The 20947-nt window shown below is 42.0% G+C and carries 20 protein-coding genes and 2 pseudogenes; 8 read left to right on the forward strand and 14 right to left on the reverse strand.

Annotation, left to right across the window (positions count from 1 at the left end):
* Window positions 1-52 precede the first annotated feature (52 nt).
* From L0B70_RS08465 to L0B70_RS08475, 3 genes are all read left to right on the forward strand, one after another.
* On the forward strand, window positions 53-628 hold the full coding sequence (locus L0B70_RS08465) for a hypothetical protein (protein ID WP_235141383.1): 576 nt from the start codon (window positions 53-55) through the stop codon (window positions 626-628).
* A 94-nt stretch (window positions 629-722) separates the two neighbouring features.
* The gene (locus L0B70_RS08470; protein WP_235141384.1) at window positions 723-1370 is read left to right on the forward strand and encodes an HD domain-containing protein; all 648 of its coding nucleotides are present in this window, start codon (window positions 723-725) and stop codon (window positions 1368-1370) included.
* A 173-nt stretch (window positions 1371-1543) separates the two neighbouring features.
* Window positions 1544-2065 carry a hypothetical protein gene (locus L0B70_RS08475; RefSeq protein WP_235141385.1) on the forward strand — a complete coding sequence of 174 codons (522 nt, stop codon included), beginning with the start codon at window positions 1544-1546 and terminating at the stop codon, window positions 2063-2065.
* A 53-nt stretch (window positions 2066-2118) separates the two neighbouring features.
* Here the strand turns inward: L0B70_RS08475 and L0B70_RS08480 are convergent, their stop codons facing one another.
* From L0B70_RS08480 to L0B70_RS08495, 4 genes are all read right to left on the reverse strand, one after another.
* Entirely contained in the window at window positions 2119-3315 is a 1197-nt protein-coding gene (locus tag L0B70_RS08480; protein ID WP_235141386.1) for an efflux RND transporter periplasmic adaptor subunit, read from the reverse strand.
* Window positions 3316-3494: 179 nt separating this feature from the next.
* Entirely contained in the window at window positions 3495-4763 is a 1269-nt protein-coding gene (locus tag L0B70_RS08485) for an ABC transporter permease (protein ID WP_235141387.1), read from the reverse strand.
* Window positions 4764-4797: 34 nt separating this feature from the next.
* Window positions 4798-6027: an ABC transporter permease gene (locus L0B70_RS08490; RefSeq protein WP_235141388.1), complete on the reverse strand. Its 1230-nt coding sequence runs from the start codon at window positions 6025-6027 to the stop codon at window positions 4798-4800.
* A gap of 42 nt (window positions 6028-6069) precedes the next feature.
* Entirely contained in the window at window positions 6070-6762 is a 693-nt protein-coding gene (locus L0B70_RS08495) for an ABC transporter ATP-binding protein (RefSeq protein ID WP_235141389.1), read from the reverse strand.
* A gap of 422 nt (window positions 6763-7184) precedes the next feature.
* On the opposite strand from L0B70_RS08495, the gene L0B70_RS08500 reads away from it, so the two are divergent.
* Together L0B70_RS08500 and L0B70_RS08505 are read left to right on the forward strand one after the other, a co-directional pair.
* Window positions 7185-8159: a ribonucleotide-diphosphate reductase subunit beta gene (locus tag L0B70_RS08500; RefSeq protein WP_235141390.1), complete on the forward strand. Its 975-nt coding sequence runs from the start codon at window positions 7185-7187 to the stop codon at window positions 8157-8159.
* 1226 nt (window positions 8160-9385) lie between these two features.
* Entirely contained in the window at window positions 9386-11041 is a 1656-nt protein-coding gene (locus tag L0B70_RS08505) for a ribonucleoside-diphosphate reductase subunit alpha (RefSeq protein ID WP_235141391.1), read from the forward strand.
* Window positions 11042-11151: 110 nt separating this feature from the next.
* Here the strand turns inward: L0B70_RS08505 and L0B70_RS08510 are convergent, their stop codons facing one another.
* The 7 genes and pseudogenes from L0B70_RS08510 to L0B70_RS08540 form a co-directional block, all read right to left on the reverse strand.
* Entirely contained in the window at window positions 11152-11565 is a 414-nt protein-coding gene (locus L0B70_RS08510; RefSeq protein WP_235141392.1) for a cytochrome C, read from the reverse strand.
* 11 nt (window positions 11566-11576) lie between these two features.
* Window positions 11577-11837 carry a hypothetical protein gene (locus tag L0B70_RS08515; RefSeq protein WP_235141393.1) on the reverse strand — a complete coding sequence of 87 codons (261 nt, stop codon included), beginning with the start codon at window positions 11835-11837 and terminating at the stop codon, window positions 11577-11579.
* A gap of 21 nt (window positions 11838-11858) precedes the next feature.
* Window positions 11859-12848: a cytochrome c gene (locus L0B70_RS08520; RefSeq protein WP_235141394.1), complete on the reverse strand. Its 990-nt coding sequence runs from the start codon at window positions 12846-12848 to the stop codon at window positions 11859-11861.
* 10 nt (window positions 12849-12858) lie between these two features.
* Window positions 12859-14609: pseudogene (locus L0B70_RS08525) on the reverse strand (cbb3-type cytochrome c oxidase subunit I).
* Between the two features lie 46 nt (window positions 14610-14655).
* A complete protein-coding gene (locus tag L0B70_RS08530) occupies window positions 14656-15132 on the reverse strand; it encodes an Rrf2 family transcriptional regulator (protein WP_311195376.1) in 477 nt (158 codons plus the stop codon).
* A gap of 47 nt (window positions 15133-15179) precedes the next feature.
* Window positions 15180-16064, reverse strand: a complete 885-nt coding sequence (locus L0B70_RS08535) for a DUF72 domain-containing protein (protein WP_235141395.1) — start codon at window positions 16062-16064, stop codon at window positions 15180-15182.
* A 78-nt stretch (window positions 16065-16142) separates the two neighbouring features.
* Window positions 16143-16439, reverse strand: a complete 297-nt coding sequence (locus tag L0B70_RS08540; RefSeq protein WP_235141396.1) for a hypothetical protein — start codon at window positions 16437-16439, stop codon at window positions 16143-16145.
* Between the two features lie 123 nt (window positions 16440-16562).
* Between L0B70_RS08540 and L0B70_RS08545 the strand changes: the two genes are divergently transcribed.
* Window positions 16563-17120: an RNA polymerase sigma factor gene (locus tag L0B70_RS08545; protein ID WP_235143577.1), complete on the forward strand. Its 558-nt coding sequence runs from the start codon at window positions 16563-16565 to the stop codon at window positions 17118-17120.
* A 45-nt stretch (window positions 17121-17165) separates the two neighbouring features.
* The gene (lipA, locus tag L0B70_RS08550) at window positions 17166-18032 is read left to right on the forward strand and encodes a lipoyl synthase (RefSeq protein ID WP_235141397.1); all 867 of its coding nucleotides are present in this window, start codon (window positions 17166-17168) and stop codon (window positions 18030-18032) included.
* Window positions 18033-18131: 99 nt separating this feature from the next.
* Here lipA and L0B70_RS08555 read toward each other — a convergent pair whose 3' ends face one another.
* The gene (locus tag L0B70_RS08555) at window positions 18132-18287 is read right to left on the reverse strand and encodes a hypothetical protein (protein WP_235141398.1); all 156 of its coding nucleotides are present in this window, start codon (window positions 18285-18287) and stop codon (window positions 18132-18134) included.
* 79 nt (window positions 18288-18366) lie between these two features.
* Between L0B70_RS08555 and L0B70_RS08560 the strand changes: the two genes are divergently transcribed.
* Complete coding sequence (locus tag L0B70_RS08560; protein ID WP_235141399.1) at window positions 18367-19659, forward strand: T9SS type A sorting domain-containing protein; 1293 nt, start codon at window positions 18367-18369, stop codon at window positions 19657-19659.
* 205 nt (window positions 19660-19864) lie between these two features.
* On the opposite strand, the gene L0B70_RS08565 is transcribed toward L0B70_RS08560, so the two are convergent.
* Together L0B70_RS08565 and L0B70_RS08570 are read right to left on the reverse strand one after the other, a co-directional pair.
* Window positions 19865-20278, reverse strand: coding sequence for a DUF6691 family protein (locus L0B70_RS08565; protein ID WP_235141400.1), 414 nt, complete (start codon window positions 20276-20278; stop codon window positions 19865-19867).
* 3 nt (window positions 20279-20281) lie between these two features.
* Window positions 20282-20839 (reverse strand): annotated as a pseudogene (locus tag L0B70_RS08570) (YeeE/YedE family protein).
* Window positions 20840-20947 lie beyond the last annotated feature (108 nt).

The following is a 20947-nucleotide window of genomic DNA, read 5'->3' on the forward strand; positions in this document are numbered from 1 at the left end:
AGGCTTTACAAATTTTAAAAAAACCATCTGCTCTTATCATAAAACAAAATCAATGAAAAAAATCATTCTCTCCACCTTGCTCGTTTTAGCTATAACTTCCTGCGACAAGATCGAAGAAAGCGTTAGCACTATCGTTACGGAAACGAAACAGAAAGCCCAGCAAAAAGCGCAGGAAACGATTCAGGAAACCGTGAACGAACAGCTCGGGAAACTTGTGAACGCCGAAAACGCAGAGTTTAATGAGATCTTTCCGCACCAAAATAATTTAACGCTGGAAAATGTGACCGGGAAAAAAGTTGAGTTTCCGAATGGAACGCCGTTTTTTGTTTTCAAATATAAAACGGCCCAAAAAGATTTGCTGCTGAAAACTTTAGTAGAGCAACCAACGACGGAGGAAGCCAAATCGACGAAAGAATTTCAGAAAGTAGACGGAAATTCAATCCTCGAGAAAATTACATTTTTCGAAAAATTTTTGCCTGCAAATACCATCGATACGAGTTTTTTAGATGATATTAAAAATGACAAAAGCATTGAATATTATAAAATAAAACGCTTTCCCAACGCCAGTACGATCATCTATAATCCGAAAACAGAAATAGTTTATCAGTTTGTGGAAGTTAAGAAGTAGAATTTCGTTAAAATAAGGTATTTTCAGCTTGAAAAATTACGACAGGAATCGCTGCGAACTAGCGGAAATCCAGAATATATCCTTTAAAAAAATTATGACAGAAAATTTAATTCAAAATACGGTCGCTTTCGTTCAGGAACAGCTTAAAGGCGCGGAAGCCGGGCACGATTGGTTTCACATCGAACGCGTGTGGAAACTTTCCAAAAAAATCGCTGTAAACGAAAACTGCAACTTGGACGTGGTGGAACTTGCCGCTTTGCTTCATGATATCGCGGATCCCAAATTTCATGCAGGCGACGAAACCTTAGCTTTAAAAATTGCAGGGAAATTTCTGGAAAGTCAAAATGGATCACCGGAAATGATAGCGCAGGTTTTATTTATTATTAAAAATATTTCGTTCAAAAACAGGGACGAAGTTCCTGCAGTTTTACCCATCGAACTGAAAATTGTTCAGGATGCCGACCGTATCGATGCCATTGGTGCCATCGGCATTGCGCGGACATTCAATTTCGGCGGATTCAAAAATAACTTAATGTATCATCCGGAAATTGCGCCAAAATTAAATATGACGAAGGAGGAATATAAAAAAAGTGAAGGCACCACAATCAATCACTTTTACGAAAAACTTCTGCTTCTAAAAGATTTAATGCATACGGAAACCGCAAAAGCCCTCGCGCAGGAAAGACACGATTTTATGCTGAAGTTCCTGTCGGAATTTGAAAAAGAATGGAACGTGAGCTAAAATTCAGAAACAAAACAACGTATTTTTCCTTTTGAGTTTTCAGTGCTAATTAATGCCGCCGTTAATCAATCTGTGTAATTTTAATTTATCTTTGCTGCATGTTTTACCTCTTTTTTCTGCTGTTTATCATTCTTGCAGCCGGTCTGTTTTTTTCCGTGTTTAAAAGCGGAAGGATGAAGAAATGGTCGCGGATTTACCGAATCTCTGCCATCACCTTTGCGGTGGCGATTTTTGGCTATTATTTTATTACCAAAAGTTTAGCGCAGTTTAAGCCGAATGCGCTAACGGTTCAGGTAATCAACAAACTTCCTTTTCCCCTGGATTTCTATATCATAAAAGTGAATAGTGCGGATTCGACAGCCTCAAAATACGAAACTCGACACGTGGGAAACATACGCAGCGATTTCTACAGGATCGATCATCTCGATATGAAAAACTCCGATCAGTTTTGGATTGCTGCATTTATGGGCAAGAAGAATCTCGTGTATTTCTCCCAACATGCCGTTCCCAATAAAAATGAAGACCAGATTGTGGAAATCCGGAACTACATCAATCAAAGCGCAAAACTTTCCGACATTTCAAAAGATCTTGTGACCGCCTTGAAGGTCGAAAACATGAAAACCGCTATTTGGATCACGCTCGATTTCCTCCTGCTTTTTCTAAATTTGGTGTTACTGATTCGCAGAGCTAAATAAAAAAATCCCGAAAAGTTTCGGGATGATCTATTTGTGGGAGCGTGTCTTCGTCTCTATTTAGCTTTCTTTTCCTTTAATGCTTCTTTGTCTTTATCGGATGGATTCCAAACTTTTACTTCCGAATCTTTCGTGATTCCAGATAAAATCTGCACGTTAATTCCGTCGCTCGCGCCCAGTTTTACATTCACTTTTTTGAATTTGCCGTCGGGTTGTTTTACTTCAACAAAAGAATTGTCTTTGCCTTTCACTTTTTCGTATTGGATTAAAGATTCATCCAAAAGAAGCGCATTTTTCTGAGAACTCAAAATAATTTCGCCGTTCGCAGAAAATCCTGCGCGGATATATTCATCGGTTTTGTTAAAAACATCGCCTTCAATAGGGAATTTAATGGTTCCGTTTTCGTCTTTTCCTTTTGGTGCAATCATGGTGACGCGTCCCGGAAAGGTTTTATTTTGCAACGCTCCTATCACGACATTCATTTCCATGCCTTCTTTCAGTTTTCCGGCTTGCGCTTCGTCGATGGTGCCCTGGAAAATGAGGGAATTAAGATCTGCAATAGAACAAATAGTGGTTCCGGCGTTGAACGAGTTCGCTTCGATTACCTGACTTCCCACTTTCACGGGAACTTCCAAAACCGTTCCGGTGGCTTTGGACCGGATTTGTGTCGTCGCTAAACTCGCCAGTTCCGGTGTGGTGCCTGTTCGCGCAATCTGCAGGTTTTTTTGCGCCGTTTGTAGGGTTTGTTGCGCGTTCCGCAGTTGCTGCTGCGTAGACTGCAGTTGCTGTTGCGCAGAAATGTATTCCTGTTTAGAGATCACGCCCTGCGAAAAAAGCCTTTGTTGCATGGCAAATTGCTTTTGCTGCGTATCCATATTAATTCGCGCGTTGCTGATCTGCAGATTCGCGCTGTTGATCTCCTGTTGCGCAGCGTTGATGTTCTGGATCGTTGGTACAATCCGAATCGTCGCTACCAGCTGTCCTGCGGTTACATGATCGCCTTCATCCACCAAAATTTTGTCGATAATGCCCGAGATGTTGGGTTTAATTTCAATTTCTTCGCGCGGCACAATGTCGCCGGTGGCCATCACTTTATCGTCCATATTCTGCACGACGGGTTTTTTGGTAAGAAAGGCCTCGCTTTCGGTACTGTTCGATTTAATGAGGTAGCTGATTCCCATGATTAAAGCGCCTGCTAAAATCAACCCCAAAAAGAGATAAATTCCTTTTTTTAAAGTGAATTTCTTTTTCATATTATTAGTTTATTATATTCTTCTATTTTTTTGGGCGACTTCTCCGCCCTCCATTCCCGCTTTTTGCTCGTCGTGCCTCCTCGCAAAAAGAGCTCCATTCAGGTCGGGTCGCAGTTTCGTTTTTCAATAAAAAGCCCATCATCATCCATCACTCAAAATCTATTATACAACATCCATCATCATTCGGATCTCAGCGCTTCGATCGGACGAATCCGCACGGCTCTTTGCGCCGGAATCATTCCGATAATTAAGCCCAAAATGACCATCACGGCCATGGCGCCGAAAACCTGTTCGTAATTTACCGTCGGATTATAAAACGGAAAGGCATCCTGGTCTTTCGTGATCAGATTAATAATCATCAACACAAAAATACCGCATATAAATCCTAAAATCCCCGAGGACAAAGTAATTACCACACTTTCGAGCAAAATCTGATTGCGTACTTCGCCGGGTTTTGCGCCCAAAGCGCGCCGGATTCCGATTTCCTTTGTTCGTTCTTTTACCGTGATCAGCAAAATGTTGGAAATGGCAATAACGCCTGCCAAAATGGTAAGACTGCCCACCACGATGGTTAAAAGCTGCATCCCAGTTAAAAATCCGGTGAGTTTACCAAATTCTTTTCCCAGATTAAAACTCCCGAAAGCATTGGTATCTTCCGGCGAAACATTGTATTTAATTTTGAGTTGATTTTTTATCTCCTCTTCTACAAGGGACAGATCGGCGTTAGGTTTGCTCACAATAGCGAAGAAACCTACTTTATCGCCCTCATTGTACATTTTAGAATAGGTTGTAAAAGGAATAAATGCGGACTGATCATTATCGGGGCCACCATTTTTTTTCACGCGGAAAACGCCGACGACGTTAAAAAAAGATCCTTTTACATTGACGGATTTTCCGATGGGGTTCTCATTTTTTTTGGCATCGAAAAAATTTTTGTAAATCTCTTCGCCAATAACGATTACTCTTTTGTTGCCGGAGATATCGGCATCATTCAAATACCGGCCATAGATAAGCTTCTTTTCGGAGATCTTGTTTCCTACAGGAAAATCTCCTGTTACCGTATACGTGGCGGTTTTGCCGTTTCGGGAGAACGATTCGCCCGGCGACCCAAATTTGCCGCGCGAACTCTGGGGCGAAATATAATCGATTTCCTGTATTTTTTTTGGAAGCAGATCGATATCAGACAAATGGAGATCCATTTTTCGACCTTTTGGAAAACCGTTATAGGGAATGGTGGTGTTTTGGGCCCAAAGGAAAATGGAATTGGTGGCAAAGCCGGAGAAAATTTTATCGAAACCATTTTCCATGCCTTTTGCTGCACCCAAAAGTGAAACAAACAGAAACATCCCCCAACCCACACCGATCATGGTGAGGAAGGTACGCAACTTATTATTCCGAAGGGAATGATAAATTTCTTGCCACGTATCTATTTTGAAAATAATGTTCATATAAAAACTTTGTTTTTTTGGAATTCCTTATTCGTTATTCAGCTCTTAAGGCTTCAATCGGTTTAATTCGGCTGGCGCGGTAGGCGGGAACAAATCCTGCAATCAGGCCGGAAATGATCAAACTGATGAATGCCGCGAAAATAAGTCCCCAACCGACGGACGGATCTTTAATAAAATATTTTTCTAAACTGTCGCCAATCAAACTCAAAGATAAAACCCCCAAACCCACACCAATAAATCCGGAAACCACAGTAATAACAACACTTTCCTGCATAATTAGGCCAACAATAGTGCTCGGCTTTGCTCCGATGGCTTTTCGCACGCCAATTTCCTGCGTTCTTTCCTTTACGATATACACCATGATGTTGCTGATGCCGATAATGCCGGCGAGCAACGTTCCCATGCCAATGAAACTTACGATAAGGGTGATAATGAATAAAAACTGAAAGGTTTCGCCCATGTTTTTCGCGTTGTTGCGGACTACGATAGCATTCTCGTCGTCGGGAGATACTTTATTTTTTATTTTTAGTTCCTTTTGCAGCTGATCGCCGTATTTGATAGCCTGATCCGGAGAAAGCGCCGTATTGTACGTTATAAAAATGGTGCTTACGGTATCAGAGCCTTTCTTCATTTGCTGCAGCGTCGTGATGGGAACGGTGATCATGCGTTCGTCGAAATCGCCGCCGTCATCTGAAAAGACGCCGACCACTTTAAAAAATGTGCCGTTAATATCCAGATCTTTCCCGATGGGACTGCCATTTTTTAGGAGATCGCGCTGCACCATTCGTCCGATTACTGCTACATTTTGCTTGCGGTTCATGTCGAGTGCATTAATGTAACGCCCTTCGGTAAGTTTTCGGTTTTCAATAATCTTCTCGTCCGGATTTGCGCCGCTAATCTGGTAACTGCCGCTTTCTTTGCCATATTTCACGGTAAGGTTCGTCGAATATCGCGGCGTAGAACTTTCAACTTTTTCAGGATCGCTTTTAATTACCTGTTCGTAATCGTTGTTTTTAAGGATCACTTTACGGTCAGCCTGCAAACCACCATAGCCAATGGTTGTTTTACCCGTAAAAATGGTAATTAAGTTGGTGGCGTCGCGCGCAAAACCTTCTGTAAAAGCGTTTTTCAATCCCGTACCAATCCCAAAAAGGACGATGAATATATAGAGGCCCAACGCCACGGTAAAACCCGAAAGGACCGTCCGCAATACATTACTGCGAATGGATTCAAAAATTTCTCTCCAGCGGTCGATATCAAACATAATCTTCAGGTTTGCTTTTGTAGCTGTTTTTTAACTTGCGTTTTAGGCTAAAACTCTTTGAATAATAAATTCATCACTCTCGATAATGCCATCTTTTAGGATAACATTTCTTTTGGTTTCCGCAGCCACGTCGGGTTCATGGGTCACAACGATAATTGTTTTTCCTGTGCTGTTAATTTCCTGCAGCAGTTTCATAATGTCGTACGTTGTTTTCGAATCTAAGGCGCCGGTTGGCTCATCTGCTAGGATGACTTTCGGGTCCGTGATTAAAGCTCGCGCGATGGCGACTCTTTGCTTTTGCCCGCCAGAAAGTTCATTCGGCATATGCGTTGCCCAATCTGCCAACCCAACTTTATCCAGATATTCCAAAGCTCTCTGATTTCTTTGTTTACGCGGAACATCCTGATAATAAAGCGGAAGTGCTACGTTTTCCAAAGCATTCTTGTAGCCGATCAAATTAAAAGACTGGAAAATAAATCCGAGAAATTTACTGCGGTATTCGGCGGCTTTAATTTCCGTAAGATCTTCAATAGGAATGCTGTCGAGGTTATAAATTCCCTCGTCTTTTTCATCTAAGATCCCAATAATATTGAGGAGCGTCGATTTGCCGGAACCCGAACTTCCCATGATGGAGACAAACTCGCCTTCGTCGATATTCAGGTTTATACCCTTCAAAACGTGGAGTTTACTTTTTCCGGTGTCGTATGATTTATGTAAGTCCTTAATTACTAACATTCAGCGGTAGAATTGATTTAAAATATAAGTATGAAAATTAAGGGCTTTGTTACAAAGAAGTTTTTCCTTTTTCAAAAAAGTTTTGTTTAACCGCTACGGCCTGTATTAAAAAGGAAACTGCAGGTTTGTTTAAGACTAAACTGCCTTCCGCTGCTCAATCGCCCCTTTATTGGTCGTAAAGCCACTCGCAGTGCATCGTCTGTGTCTTTGTGGAAAACTTTTAGGCTTCAAAGTCAGCCTTTTAGTATTTAGACCTTTTTAAATCAGCTTCAATTTTCTATTTTTGTGATTCACACTTCCGAAAAAATATTCGGTGAATTGCGGATAAATTTAATATTTAAAATTCAGGAAATCAGCGTTTTAAATAAAACGTTGGTTTTATCCACAAAGATCACTACATTATAAATTATAAACACTTGAGCATGGGAATTTTTGACAAAAGAGTAAGCTACAAACCTTTCGAATATCCGGAAATTCTGCAGTTCGTAGAAGCCATCAACAAATCGTTTTGGGTGCATTCCGAAGTAGATTTCACGGCCGACGTTCAGGATTTTCAGTCGCAGCTGGAGCCGCACGAAAAAAATGCCATCAAAAATGCTCTTTTAGCCATTGCTCAAATCGAAGTTTCCGTAAAAACTTTTTGGGGAAACCTGTATAACCACATGCCGAAGCCGGAACTTAACGGTTTGGGTGCAACTTTTGCGGAGTGCGAATTCCGCCATTCCGAAGCCTATTCCAGATTGCTGGAAGTTTTGGGATATAACGATTCCTTTAATCAGGTGGTGGAAATTCCGGCGATCAAAAAGAGGATCGATTTTCTGTCCAATGTTTTAAAACACGCGAATTCAACCACACCGAAAGAATATGTTTCTTCCCTGTTGCTGTTCAGTATTTTAATTGAAAACGTGTCTTTGTTTTCGCAGTTTGCGATCATTTTATCCTTCACGAGGTTCAAAGGCTATATGAAAAACGTCTCCAACATCATCGCCTGGACGTCCGTTGATGAACAGATTCACGCGAATGCCGGCATGTACCTCATCAACAAAATCCGCGAGGAGCAGCCGGATCTTTTAACGGATTCCGACATCGAAGATATTTACACGTTGGTGGATCATTCCATCGAGCTCGAAAAAGAAATCCTGGACTGGATCTTCGAGCTTGGCGAAATCGACAATATCGGCAAGGATGATTTGCTGAACTTTATGAAATACCGCGTAGACGACAGTTTGAAAAAGATCGGTATGAAACCGCGCTACAACATTACGCCGGAGCAATACCGCCCAATGGTTTGGTTTGAGGAAGAGGTTTTCGCCAATTCCATGGATGATTTCTTCGCGAAAAGACCGGTGGATTACACGAAACACGACAAGAGCATTACGGAGAACGATTTGTTTTAGGAGTTTTGGGCGCCTTTTTCCGCCTTCCACTCCCGCTTTTTTTGCGCCACTTCGTTTTGCAAAAAAGAGCTCCGTTCAAGTCGGAGCGCGGTTGGGATTAGAAAATATTAGGGGGCGCGAGCGAAGCGAGCGCCAACAGGTATGAAAAGTATTCTGCAGGAAAAAAATTATACTTCTGAGTCTCTTGAAAAATATTTTTAGAAAAATAAAAATATTTCTTTGATAAAAGCTCTTTGGGGATTCCACCTTGTCAAGGTTCGAAACCTTGACAAGGTTTTAGAAAAGCCTCGAGGTAATTGAAGTAATGGTGGCGCGAGCGAAGCGAGCGCCAATAGGTATGAAAAGTAGTCAGGAACAAAAAAATATCCTTCTGAGCCTGTAGAAAAATATTTTTAGAAGAATAAAAATATTTCGTTGATAAAAGCTCTTTCGGGATTTAACCTTGTCACGGTTCGAAACCTTGTCAAGGTTTTAGAAAAGCCTCGAGGAAATTGAAGTAATAGTGGCACGAGCGAAGCGAGCGCCAAAAGCTGCGAAAGTATTAAGCAATGGTGAACTATCCTTTTGAGCGTGACGAATAATAGGCCTTAAATAAGAACTTACAAAAAATTAAAAAGTTCTATAAGATTTAAATGAAACTGAAATAACCTTAAACAGAAAATGCCGCGGAGCGGCAATACATTGGTAGTAAAACAGAGGTTAGAATAAGAAAGCCGCGGAGCGGTGACCAATTGGTAGCGAGTGATCATTACACGAGGCATAAAGCCAGAGCGGAGACACATTGGTAAAGAAATGTTTTTGAAAAGAGAAAGCCGCGGAGCGGCGACCTGTTGGTAGACATCAGATCTTGGAAGAGAAAGCCGCGGAGCGGCGACCTATTGGTAAAAAAAATCTTCGAAAAACAAACGACAGAGGTAATAGCCCCGATTGCAACGGCATCCTTTTTTGGTGATTGAGCGGAGCCGAAATCACCGAAAAAGATAGAGTGGAAAGCGGGGCTGATTTATAAAAGTATCGTGGAAAAGCTTCTACGAAGATCTCGAGTTAATTTAACAAATATATTATGGTTAAAATTAAAATCGAGAAATGGGGTAGTCTTAATGGCCTATCAATTTCAATTTCTAAGAAAGTAGTATTTATATTACTTTTTTTAGTCGTTTTTTTATTAGGTTCAGATGGATTGCCATCATTCCTCACTAATTTTTTAACCCATTATTTTAAGTAAAATGGAAGAACAATCAAAAATCTGGTGGCTCAATGAAGAGTCCGAGCAAATGCTTAACCGCGGATATCTCCTCAAAGGAGAAACCGTAGACGGTGCAATCCTGAGAATTACGTCCGCAGCGGCAAAAAGATTATACAAACCTGAGTTACAGCCAGCCTTTGAAGAGATGATCAGGAAAGGTTGGATCAGTTTTTCTTCGCCGGTTTGGGCCAATATGGGAACAGAACGCGGCTTGCCCATCTCCTGTTTCAACGTGCACGTTCCGGACAATATCGAAGGAATTACGCACAAATTGGGCGAGGTGATTATGCAGACGAAGATTGGCGGGGGAACTTCGGGTTATTTTGGCGAACTTCGGAACCGAGGAACCGCCGTTACCGACAACGGTAAATCTTCGGGTGCCGTTTCGTTTATGAAACTCTATGATACCGCTATGGATGTGGTTTCGCAGGGCGGCGTTCGCCGTGGTGCTTTTGCAGCGTATCTGGATGTCGATCACGGTGATATTGAGGAATTTTTATCGATCAAAGATATTGGAAGTCCGATCCAAAACTTGTTTACAGGAATTTGTGTGCCGGATTACTGGATGCAGGATATGATTGATGGCGATATGGACAAGCGCAGGATCTGGGCACGCGTGCTCGAAAGCCGCCAACAGAAAGGCTTGCCATATATTTTATTTACCGATAACGTGAACAGAAACAAGCCCCAGGTCTACAAAGACCTTGGATTACCCATCAATGCAAGTAATCTCTGTTCGGAGATCATGTTGCCTTCGAATGCAGAGGAATCCTTTATCTGCTGTCTGTCTTCCATGAATTTGGAATTATATGACGAGTGGAAAGACACCGATGCGGTGAAACTTGCCATCTATTTCCTGGATGCAGTTTTGTCGGAATTTATTGAAAAAACGGAGGGAAATTACTATTTGACCGGTGCCAGAAATTTTGCGTTGCGTCACAGAGCGCTTGGTTTGGGGGTTTTAGGATATCATTCATATTTTCAGAAAAATATGATTCCGTTTGAATCTTTTGAAGCAACACAGTTCAACGCGAAAGCCTTCCGCCAAATCAAAGAGCAATCTCACCTCGCCTCTCAGGAACTGGCCAACATTTACGGGGAACCGGAAATTCTGAAGGGTTACGGTATGAGAAATACAACGACTATGGCCATCGCGCCGACGACTTCAAGTTCTGCGATCCTGGGACAAACATCACCCGGAATAGAGCCGTTTGCGTCCAACTATTACAAAGCAGGTTTGGCGAAGGGCAACTTTATGCGCAAAAACAAATACCTCGCGAAGTTGCTTCAGGAAAAAGGTCTGGACAACGAAGATACGTGGAGAACCATCATGTTGAACCACGGCTCTGTACAGCAATTGAAAGAGTTGAGTGACGAGGAAAAAGCAGTTTTCAAAACCTTCCGTGAGATCTCGCCGATGGAAATTATTTCGCAGGCCGCGCAAAGGCAACAGTACATCGATCAGGCGCAAAGTTTGAATTTGCAAATTCCTTCCACAATGCCTGTGAAAGATGTAAATTATCTGTACATCGAAGCCTGGAAAAAAGGCGTAAAAACTTTGTATTACCAAAGAAGTTCGTCAGTTTCGAAAGAAATGATGGTGAATTTTGTCAGTTGCTCGAGTTGTGAAGCGTAAAACTTCATAATTGATAAATAATTAAACCACAGAATTTTTCTGTGGTTTATTATTATAAAAAATCGGCTTCAAAATTATTTTGAAGCCGATAACAATTATAAAATAGAAAATTACTCCGGAAATCCGTTGAAGTAAGTAATGCCGTAGTAAGCGCTCCAGCCCGCGATTAAAATAATAATTACCCACATCCAGACCGGAATGGTTTGCGGCGTCTCGCTGCCCTCAATAACGAAACTCTTCTGGTTTCCTTTATCATAAGCATTAATCATCAGCGGAAAAGAGCCATCCACAATGTCGTTTTCCTTTAAGCCTTCGATGCTGATGGAAGGGCCGTTTTTCACCGTAAATTTAATGTGCCGAATTCCTTCCCGTCCCGTCGGCGACTGGCTCACAATCTTCAGCGCGTGTTCGCCATCCGTAAGTTTTGTCGTATCGAAATCGAAGACGATGGGCGTCTCCAGATCGGCGATGGGTTTCGGATCGTCGTCGATGAAAAGCAGAACGTTGGTTTTATCTTTGGTCATCTTTTTAAATTTTAATCTAAAATAGAATGTTTGATGTGATTTTTATCTTCCTCGCCGGGTTTGATGAGGTATTTCAGCGAATAGATTAAAGTGTACACCGTAATAACTGCAATCACTGCCACAATCACCCAGTCCCATTTGCTTTCAGGCCCTGTGCCGTGTGTGAAACTCTGCGTTATTTTTGGCTGCTGAAGTTTGCAGGCGTCGCACGCAAAAGCAAAATTCGCCGAAAGTATTAATAAAAAGGAAATGAGATTTCTATAATTTTTCATAACGTTTTTTTAATGTTGAACTTATTTTATTTCGTCCATAATTTTTTTCACTTCCGCGGCTGTTACGGGTTTCGCGGAATTCCCCCAACTGGATCTTTCGTGATTCATCAGCGCGGCAACCATCTCGGGTGTAAAGTTGGCGGTTGTTCCCACCGGCGGCATCACGCCAAATCCCGGTCTGCCACTGTAACCTTTCATAATAATGGTTACATATAATTTTAAATCATCACCTAAAACCACGGGGCTTCCCTTCAACGGTGGAAACGCGCCGGGCAAACCTTCGCCGGTGGCCTGATGACAGGCAACGCAGTTACCGGCGTAAATTTCTGCGCCATCCGGCAAGCCTCCCGCGGCAACCGCGGCCTGCGCTTTTTCTTTCTGTTTGTAAAGAAATTCCGGGGCTACAACGCCGTCGGGCAGTTTCGTCTGTTTTAAGGACAGGATGTAGGCAACCAACTGAAGCGCTTCTTTCTTAGCAACAATTTTATTGAATTTATGTTTTAAGAATTGTTCGGGAACTTTTACTTCCACATCGCCCTTATCCGTATATTGTTTTTCTTCGAAGAGCCATTGGAAAGCCGGCATCACCGATTGTTCTACCACGGCGCGAGGTTGGTAAAGGTGCAGCAATTGCCAGTCGACACTCGGTTGTCTTTCACCGATGTTGGTTAAATCCGGCCCCGTTCTCTCCGAACCCAACAAATTGGCGGTATTTCTCCAGACATCGGTACGGCGGTTCATGGCGTAGTCTGCCGGGATGTTCGGTCTGCTGCCAAAAACTTTGTCCATTTCAACACTTCTCACCTGTTGCGTATGGCAGGCGATGCAACCGTTGGCTACGTACAGCGCTTTTCCGGCTAGCTCATCTTTCGTCAACGGTTTTGCGTTGGGCAGAGGTTTGTAGACCTGCTGGTTTTGAATCGCCGGTAAGATGGCAATATTTAAAGTCAGAAAGAGAAAAAATATCAATGCTGTCCAAAATAGCAGTTTATGATTGCTGTAAAAATTCATCTTACGGATTTTATTTTGTTGGATTAAATTCAGTGTTCTGAAGTTTTCGCTTCGCAGCCAGAATTTCCGCCGGCGATGTTGGGATTTTAATTTCTTTTTCTCCGTTCACCATTTTGTAAAAATTATACGCAAAAACAAAATGGGAGATCCACATCATGGTTCCGCCTATCGCGCGCCATAGCCAGAAAGGTGCCATCGCTACCACGCTGTCGATGAAGGGTTTTTTCGCCATCCACAGCAAACCTTTTTCCGTAGATCCAATCATTAAAGACCAGGTGTAAAATATCAGGCCAATTAAAGCCAGCCAGAAATGGATCCCAACCCAGGCTTTTGGCGGTTCTTTTCCGGTGAGGCGCGGAACCAGAGTATACATAAATGCCCACAGCATAAACGTGATGATGCCGTACATCGTCATGTGCGAATGTGCTACCGTAAAATCGGTAAAATGCCAAACGAGATTTGTAAACCGAAAAGCTTCCACGGTTCCCTGCATCGATCCTGTAAAATAAAAAATAATCGAAATCAGATAAAAAGGTAAGGTGTAACTGGTTTTCAATTGGTACCAGTTTCCTTTAAAGGTTAAAAGAAAATTGGTTGTTCCCGCAACTACCGGGATTACCATTCCGACACTCGCCACGATGGCGACCGTCTGCATCCACCACGGAATGGCGCTGAAGATGAAATGATGACTTCCAATTAAGGTATAAAAAAGAATCTGCGTCCAAAACGCCAGAATTCCTAAACTGTAAGAATAAATAGGCCGGTTCAGCTGTTGGGGCAGAAAATAATACATCAACCCTAAAGAAAGAAACATAAACCACATTCCGACGCCCTGATGCATATAATAGCCCTGAATAATCGTTTCGCCCAAACCATTTTGCCAGAAGGGCAAATAAGCCACGACTAAAATCACAATGATGTACATTGTTGCGGCCACGATATACCAGTTGGAAACGTAAATCTCTGTGGTTTTTCGCCGCGCGATCGTCATCAAATAATTATAAAGGGTAAGGATAATTGCCACAGCAAAAAGCGCCATAATGGGCCAAATGTATTCCCGGTATTCGCCGCCGCCGTTGTTGATGCCCGCCATTAAAGAAAGAGAACCCAAAATCACCGAAGCATTCATTAAAATTAAAGTATAATAACCCAGTTTCAGGTTATAAATTTCTACATTGCTCACGCGCGGTATCACGTAGTAGGCTAAACCCACCATCGCGAAGGAGGACCAGCCCCAAAATACGAGATTCGTGTGAACGGGACGAAGCCGCCCGAAACTCAGCCAACTTTGATGATCAACATCCGGCGCCACAAATTTAATTCCTAAATATTCTCCCACGGAAGTCCCAACCAGAAGCCACAGCACAGCAAAACCCAGAAAATAAAGGATCAGTTTTGAAAGTTCGGGTGAAACGTAATTTTGTGCAAGCGGACTTCTCTTGTGCGGAATTACGCGGATGTCTTCAATCGTATTAATATTGTTGATGATGCCTTTTTCGTCGGAAGCCGGGATTGTTCCCGCCAGTTCATTCTTCGGCAGCTGATATTCGAGTTCTTTCTTGCGCTTTTCGTACTGCTCAATTTCCTGCGGTGATAAGTGTTCTATTTTTTTTCAAATTCCCGAAGTTGATGCCTGGCGCGAAGATTTTTGTAGGTAGAGAAGGTTTTCACCACGGCAATCACTAAGCCGACGAGAACTGGAATTACGATTAACAAAAGTGTCAGCTGTATTCCGGATTCTCCAAATAACGAATTATTCATAAATAATAAATTAGCGGACGAAGGTCCTTTATTGTGAGAGAAAAATTTACCTTTTTAAAAATGCTAAACCGCCGGAAACCTCTTCTGCCAAAAATCGCAGCGAAGTGCCTTCCAAAGTTATCCGAATGTCCTCGCGTATTTTTACAAAACTTGCGTGCAACGGACAGGGTCTTAAAGCATTGCATTTTTGAAGTCCCAAACTGCAGTCCTCCAGCAAGCTGTTACCATCAATAGCGACCACAATGTTCCAAAGTTTTACCCGATCGAGATCCGGTATCTCCAGAAAAAAACCGCCCGTGGGTCCTTTTGAAGAGCGGATCACATTCATTTTGCTTAGTTTTTGCAAAATCTTTGCGGTGAAAGCTACGGGAGAGTCTATCGATTTCGCAATTTCGGTTTGGCTTACCTTCCGGTTTTTCATGGATTGTTTTGCAATGTAAATTGCCGCCCGAATCCCATATTCACATGATTTTGAAAACATATCTTTTGCTAATTTATAAAACAAAACCGTAATAAAAGACATTTTTATCTTTTATTTTCTGAATTTGAATGATTGAAGCCGTAAATATTTTAAAATTTAGTTTTTACCTCTGCCATTTGAGGCACGTGAATTTCGGTGTCAAATTCTCTGTTGAGGTTTTCGATAAAGTAAGCGGAAAGCAGTGGAGAAGCTTTCTCAATATTTTGATGAACGAAAAAATAAAGTTTTTCCAAACCTTCCTTTTTCCAGATTTTAAGTCTTTCCAACCAATCATCCAAACGCTCATAATCGCTTTCTGCATTGGCACCCACATAACGGATGAAGGCAACGGGCGTTGTAAGACGCATGTGAAGCATATCGCGTCGTCCGGCCGTATCCACAATAATGTTCGTGATTTTATGTTTCTCGAAAAGACCGCAGGTTTTGTCGAAAATTTCTTCGTCGGCAAACCATTCGTTGTTGCGGAGTTCCACCGCCAGTGGAACTTCTTTTGGCCAGTCTTTGATGAAGTTTTCGAGTCTGTCGAAATCTTTCGGCTTAAAATTATCGTGGAGTTGCAAAAAAACCATGCCCAGTTTTTCGTCGAAGTTTAAAACTGCCGTCGCAAAATTCGTCACCACATCGGTGATGTTCAGCAAACGCCGAAAGTGCGAAATCGTATTGCTGATTTTCGGGAAAAATTTAAAGTTAGCCGGTGTTTTATCCTTCCATTCTTTCACCTGTTCGCCACTCGGCATACGGTAAAAGGTGGCGTTCAGCTCTACAGAGTTGAATTGTGTCGCGTAATAAGTGAGTTCGTCTTTCGTGCCTTTTGGGTAAAAACCTTTCAGGTCGGTTTTGTTCCATTTCGCACAACCAATGCAGATCTCGAGTTTTTTTGTCTTCGATTTTTTCAGAAGAGCAGTGGTGCTTTTGTGATCTTTCGGCAGCGTAAAATCTACCTGCGATGGGTCTTCAACTTGTCCGAATTTCATTTTTTAGGAATTAGAATGATGAAACAGTATTTTGAAAACATTATTAATGTATAAACGGAAAATGAAATCAGCCGATTATTAAGCTAAAAATTCAATTTCTTTATCCTTTAAACTATTCTTGTCCACAAGTTTCAACATCGTTTTCAGCATTTTGTTGCGGAGTTTAGAGATTCTGCGGATGTTTTTATCTTCGCTGTAATCGAAAATATTATCTTCAAACGAAAAAGTATCGCCTTTTTTGAACGATATATTATTCTCCTTCAATTCCTTCAATAACATTAAATTGGTCATCGTTTCCAGCAAAACATTTTCGGAAATAGCAAGTTCTTTTAATGTTTTTAAAATCTGTTTTTTATATTTTTTCTTAGGATTCATTTTGGTACATTTTATTTATGCAATAGTAAGGATTTTAAATTAATTTTACTGCGAATCCTCCTTCAACTACTTTACACAGAGTAGCGAAAAATGGCTTTCAAATTGATTATCTTTGTACCTCTCATGAAAAATAAAGATCTTTCTACGTTGATTTCGCTGGCTAAAAGTAAAAATCAGAAATCGCAAACCCAGCTTATTAATTTATTTTGGGTGGATGTTTTCAGTTTTGTAATGAAAAAAGTGCAGAACGAAAATGTGGCCGATGAGATCACGGTTTCGGTCTTTTCTAAAGTTTTGGCGAAACTCGATTTGTACGATCCCAATTTCCAGTTTAAAACCTGGATTCTCACCATTGCCCAAAATTCTGTCATCGACTACTGGCGAAAGAAAAGCCGCGAAAACGAAGATTCGACCGATAATTTCGATGATTTTAAAAATCATTTTGCGCTCTCGCCCGAAGAACTTTTAATTTCTGCGGAAGACCAAAAGCAAATTGTTACCATCATCGAAAGTCTGGATTCCAAATATCAGGACATCCTGCGCCTGCGGTTTTTTGAAGAGAAAAGCATCAAAGAAATTGCAGAAGAGCTTAACATTACGATTGCCAACACGAAAGTCCGCATTATGCGCGCCAAAAAAGTCCTTTCGGAATTATTGAAAACAAACGAGTTCGAGGATTGATGAAAACAATTCTGAAATCCCTAAATTTGTAACTTATTCTTAAAAATGAACGAAACCCTTACCGCAACTCCCATTCAAAAACCAAAATGGATCCGCGTAAAACTTCCGACAGGAAAAAATTACCGCGAACTCCGGACTTTGGTCGATAAATATAAACTCAATACCATTTGCCAAAGCGGAAGCTGTCCGAATATGGGCGAATGTTGGGGCGAAGGCACGGCGACTTTTATGATTCTAGGAAACATCTGCACCAGAAGTTGCGGCTTCTGCGGCGTGAAGACCGGAAAACCTTTGGATGTCAACTGGGAAGAGCCGGAAAAAGTGGCGCGTTCCATTAAACTGATGAAAATAAAACATGCGGTGCTGACGTCTGTTGACCGCGATGATTTGAAAGATATGGGTTCCATTTTGTGGACCGAAACCGTGAATGCCGTGCGTCGCATTTCGCCCGGAACCACAATGGAGACTTTGATTCCGGATTTTCAGGGAATTACAAAACATATCGACCGCCTGATCGGTGTTGCGCCGGAAGTTATTTCTCATAACATGGAAACCGTAAAACGTTTGACGCGAGAAGTAAGGATCCAGGCCAAATATGAAAGAAGTTTAGAAGTACTCCGATATATGAAAGAAGCCGGACAAAACCGCACCAAAACAGGCTTGATGCTGGGACTCGGCGAAACGAAAGATGAAGTGATGCAAACCATCGAAGACATTCGAAATGCGAACGTGGATATCATTACGTTAGGCCAGTATTTACAACCGACAAAAAAACATTTGCCCGTAAAACGTTTTGTGGATCTGGAGGAATTCGAAGAGTACCGGCTTTTCGCGAAAGATTTGGGTTTCCGCCACGTCGAAAGTTCGCCTTTGGTGCGAAGTTCATATCACGCGGAAAAACATATTCACTAAACCATTAATAAAGCGGTTTCGGCTTGCTTTTAAAAAGCCTGTTTTAGAAAAAAATATTATTAAAAGAGTCTGCGTGCAGACTCTTTTTTTATATCCTTATCAAAAAGATTTTTGAGCCTGAAATTCCCAATCTTCCGGCTGTAAAAATCCTAAAAATACACGACTTACCATAGAACGGAAAACGTAAGACCAGTTCTTTAAAAATATAAGCAACTGATTTTCAGTAGTGCAGTTTTGTAAATTTTCTATTTTCATGCATTTCACAAGCCATGTTCTTCTTTTTGGAACCCGGAAAAACTCTGTTTGTCACTAATTAATTAAAAATAAAAATATCATGAAAAAAATTTACACTCTGGCGCTGGGAGTTTGTGCGCTTGCATTATCAAAGGCTCAGGTGAGCGATCTTGGAAGTTATGTGCAGGTGAGCGATATTTCGAATACCGGTGTCGCAGTTGGTAATGTTTACGGCAGTGCATTTTTTATGTGGTCCGAAGCGAACAGCGGAACAATAATAGGAGAGGGTGGCGAAACCGGTGTTTCGGGAAATGCGAATATTTCTGCCGACGGCTCGGTCATCTCCATGTCTGTACCCAATCCCTCGAACGCTGATCAGGAAGAAGCCGTACTTTATAATGTGGGCACACAGGAATTATCATTTTTGGGGCATTTGGGAGCTTCCTCCAGTGGCGGGACCTCCTCCGCGTGGGGCATGTCCTCCGACGGAAAAAACATTGTCGGTCTGGCCTGGACAACTTCCGCACGTGCAGAAGGCGTTTACTGGAAAGACGGTGAACCCATCGTAGGCCTGGGGACCACCGTTCCTATCAGAAGTTCGCGCGCTGATGCAGTAAGTGCAGACGGCTCCGTTATCGTAGGCTGGCAGGATGCAATCAACGGCGTTCGTCAGGGTGCAATCTGGAGAAACGGTGTACAGGAACTTTTGAAAGATAATGACGGAAATATTCTCGGCGCCGCAACCGGCGTAAGTGCAGACGGAAAAACGGTGGTCGGCATTAAAAATACAACCGGCGAAGGATATATCTGGAATGAAACAGACGGAACAGTTTTCGTAAGCAGCGATAATCCGGACTACATTACAAGCATGTCGGTTTTGTCCGATGACGGTAAAACAGCGCTGGGCTTGTCTTTCGATCCTACGCAGAGTATTTTGTTGGCCGAAGGTTTCATCTGGACGAAAGAAGGCGGCAAAGTAAATCTTAACGACTACGTTGCAGGTTTAGGCTTCGATGATCTGGGAATTGTTTTCGCAGTGCCCACCGGAATTTCGCCGGACGGAAAGTACCTGGGCGGAATCGGTGCTAATTTTGCCGAAGGCGATGCAAAAGGATTTTTGATCAAACTGCCGGCAGAAGACTTAGCCACGAATGATACTGCACTTTCTGCAAAAATGAGTATCTACCCGAATCCGGTTGTAGATATCGTTACGATTAAGACGGCCGATAAAATAGAATCTGCCGAAGTTTACAGTGCGGCCGGACAGATGGTTTTCTCTTCGAAGAAAGTTGCGAATAATCAGATTAATCTTTCTGCGCTGACGAAAGGCTTTTATATCTTAAAAGTAAAAACAGACAAAGGACTTCAAACCACGAAACTTATTAAAAACTAAGAACAGTTTTGAAGTTGATCTGGGAATGATTTTCCTTAGCAGGAAACCGTCTTCAGACAAGGCATTTCATGGAACCAAAGCAATTTATTTTGCTTTGGTTTTTTTTATTTACAATGAGAAAAACGGGTAGAACTATGAATTAAAACCCGAAAAATTTCTGTTTTAAAAACGTCAAAAGAAATCTATAGTTTTTCTAAAATTTCGGTTAATGCGGCAGTTTATCTTTAATTACACCATAAACAAAAGTCCCGAGTACTGCGGCAGCGATTACAATGAGCATCGACGGAAATCCCGCGCCAACCAAAACGTACATCGGTCCGGGACAAGCGCCTGCCAAAGCCCAACCCAAGCCGAAAAGAAATCCGCCCAAAAGATAGCGCACCACACTTTTATCTTTCGGCTCTAAAGCCATTTCCCCGCCTTTATATGTTTTGATATTTTTTCGTTTGATAATTTGAACACCGATAACGCCCAATAATACTGCAGAACCAATGATGCCGTACATGTGGAAGGACCCGAATTTAAACATTTCGTAAATTCTGAACCACGAAGCCGCCTCCGATTTATACATGATAATGCCGAAAAAAATGCCGACAACTAAATATTTAAAGTATTTCATTTTTTAAAAAATTAAGGGATAAATAAAATGAATCATCACCAGACCGCCTGCAAAGAAACCGATAACGGCAAGCAGCGAGGGTATTTGGAGATTACTCAGGCCCGAAATAGCGTGGCCCGATGTTCAGCCGCCTGCGTAACGCGTACCGAAACCCACCAGAAATCCACCGATTATTAAAACCGCCAGAACAAATGGGTCGCTTAGATTTTCGGTGCCAAACAATTCCGGCGGTAAATAGGCTTTGTTCGCGCTGGTAATGCCATAATTCCGCGATAGTTCCTGTGCGATTTCCGGATTGATTTCCACTTTATTGTTAGACATAAAATGAGACGCGAAAAATCCACCGATCATAGCGCCTATAACCACAGTAAGATTCCAGCGTTCTTTCTTCCAGTCAAATTTAAAAAAATCGGAAACTTTGCCCGCGCCGCCGATCGCGCAAACCGTTCGGAGGTTCGAAGACATGCCAAACCGCTTCCCGAAAAAAAGCAGAGTAAACATCGTTAGAGCAATTAAAGGTCCCGCTACGTACCACGGCCACGGCTCGTAAATTAAATTCATAAAAAATATTTAAGTGCAAAGATGAGGTTTTAACAGATGAACCTTAAAAAATAAATAACATTTTTCGGGCTTTATTCTGGTACGATTAAAAAAGGGCACTGGTACAAA

Origin of the sequence: Kaistella sp. 97-N-M2, assembly GCF_021513235.1 — a bacterium.
In the GTDB taxonomy this organism is placed as follows: Bacteria; Bacteroidota; Bacteroidia; order Flavobacteriales; family Weeksellaceae; genus Kaistella.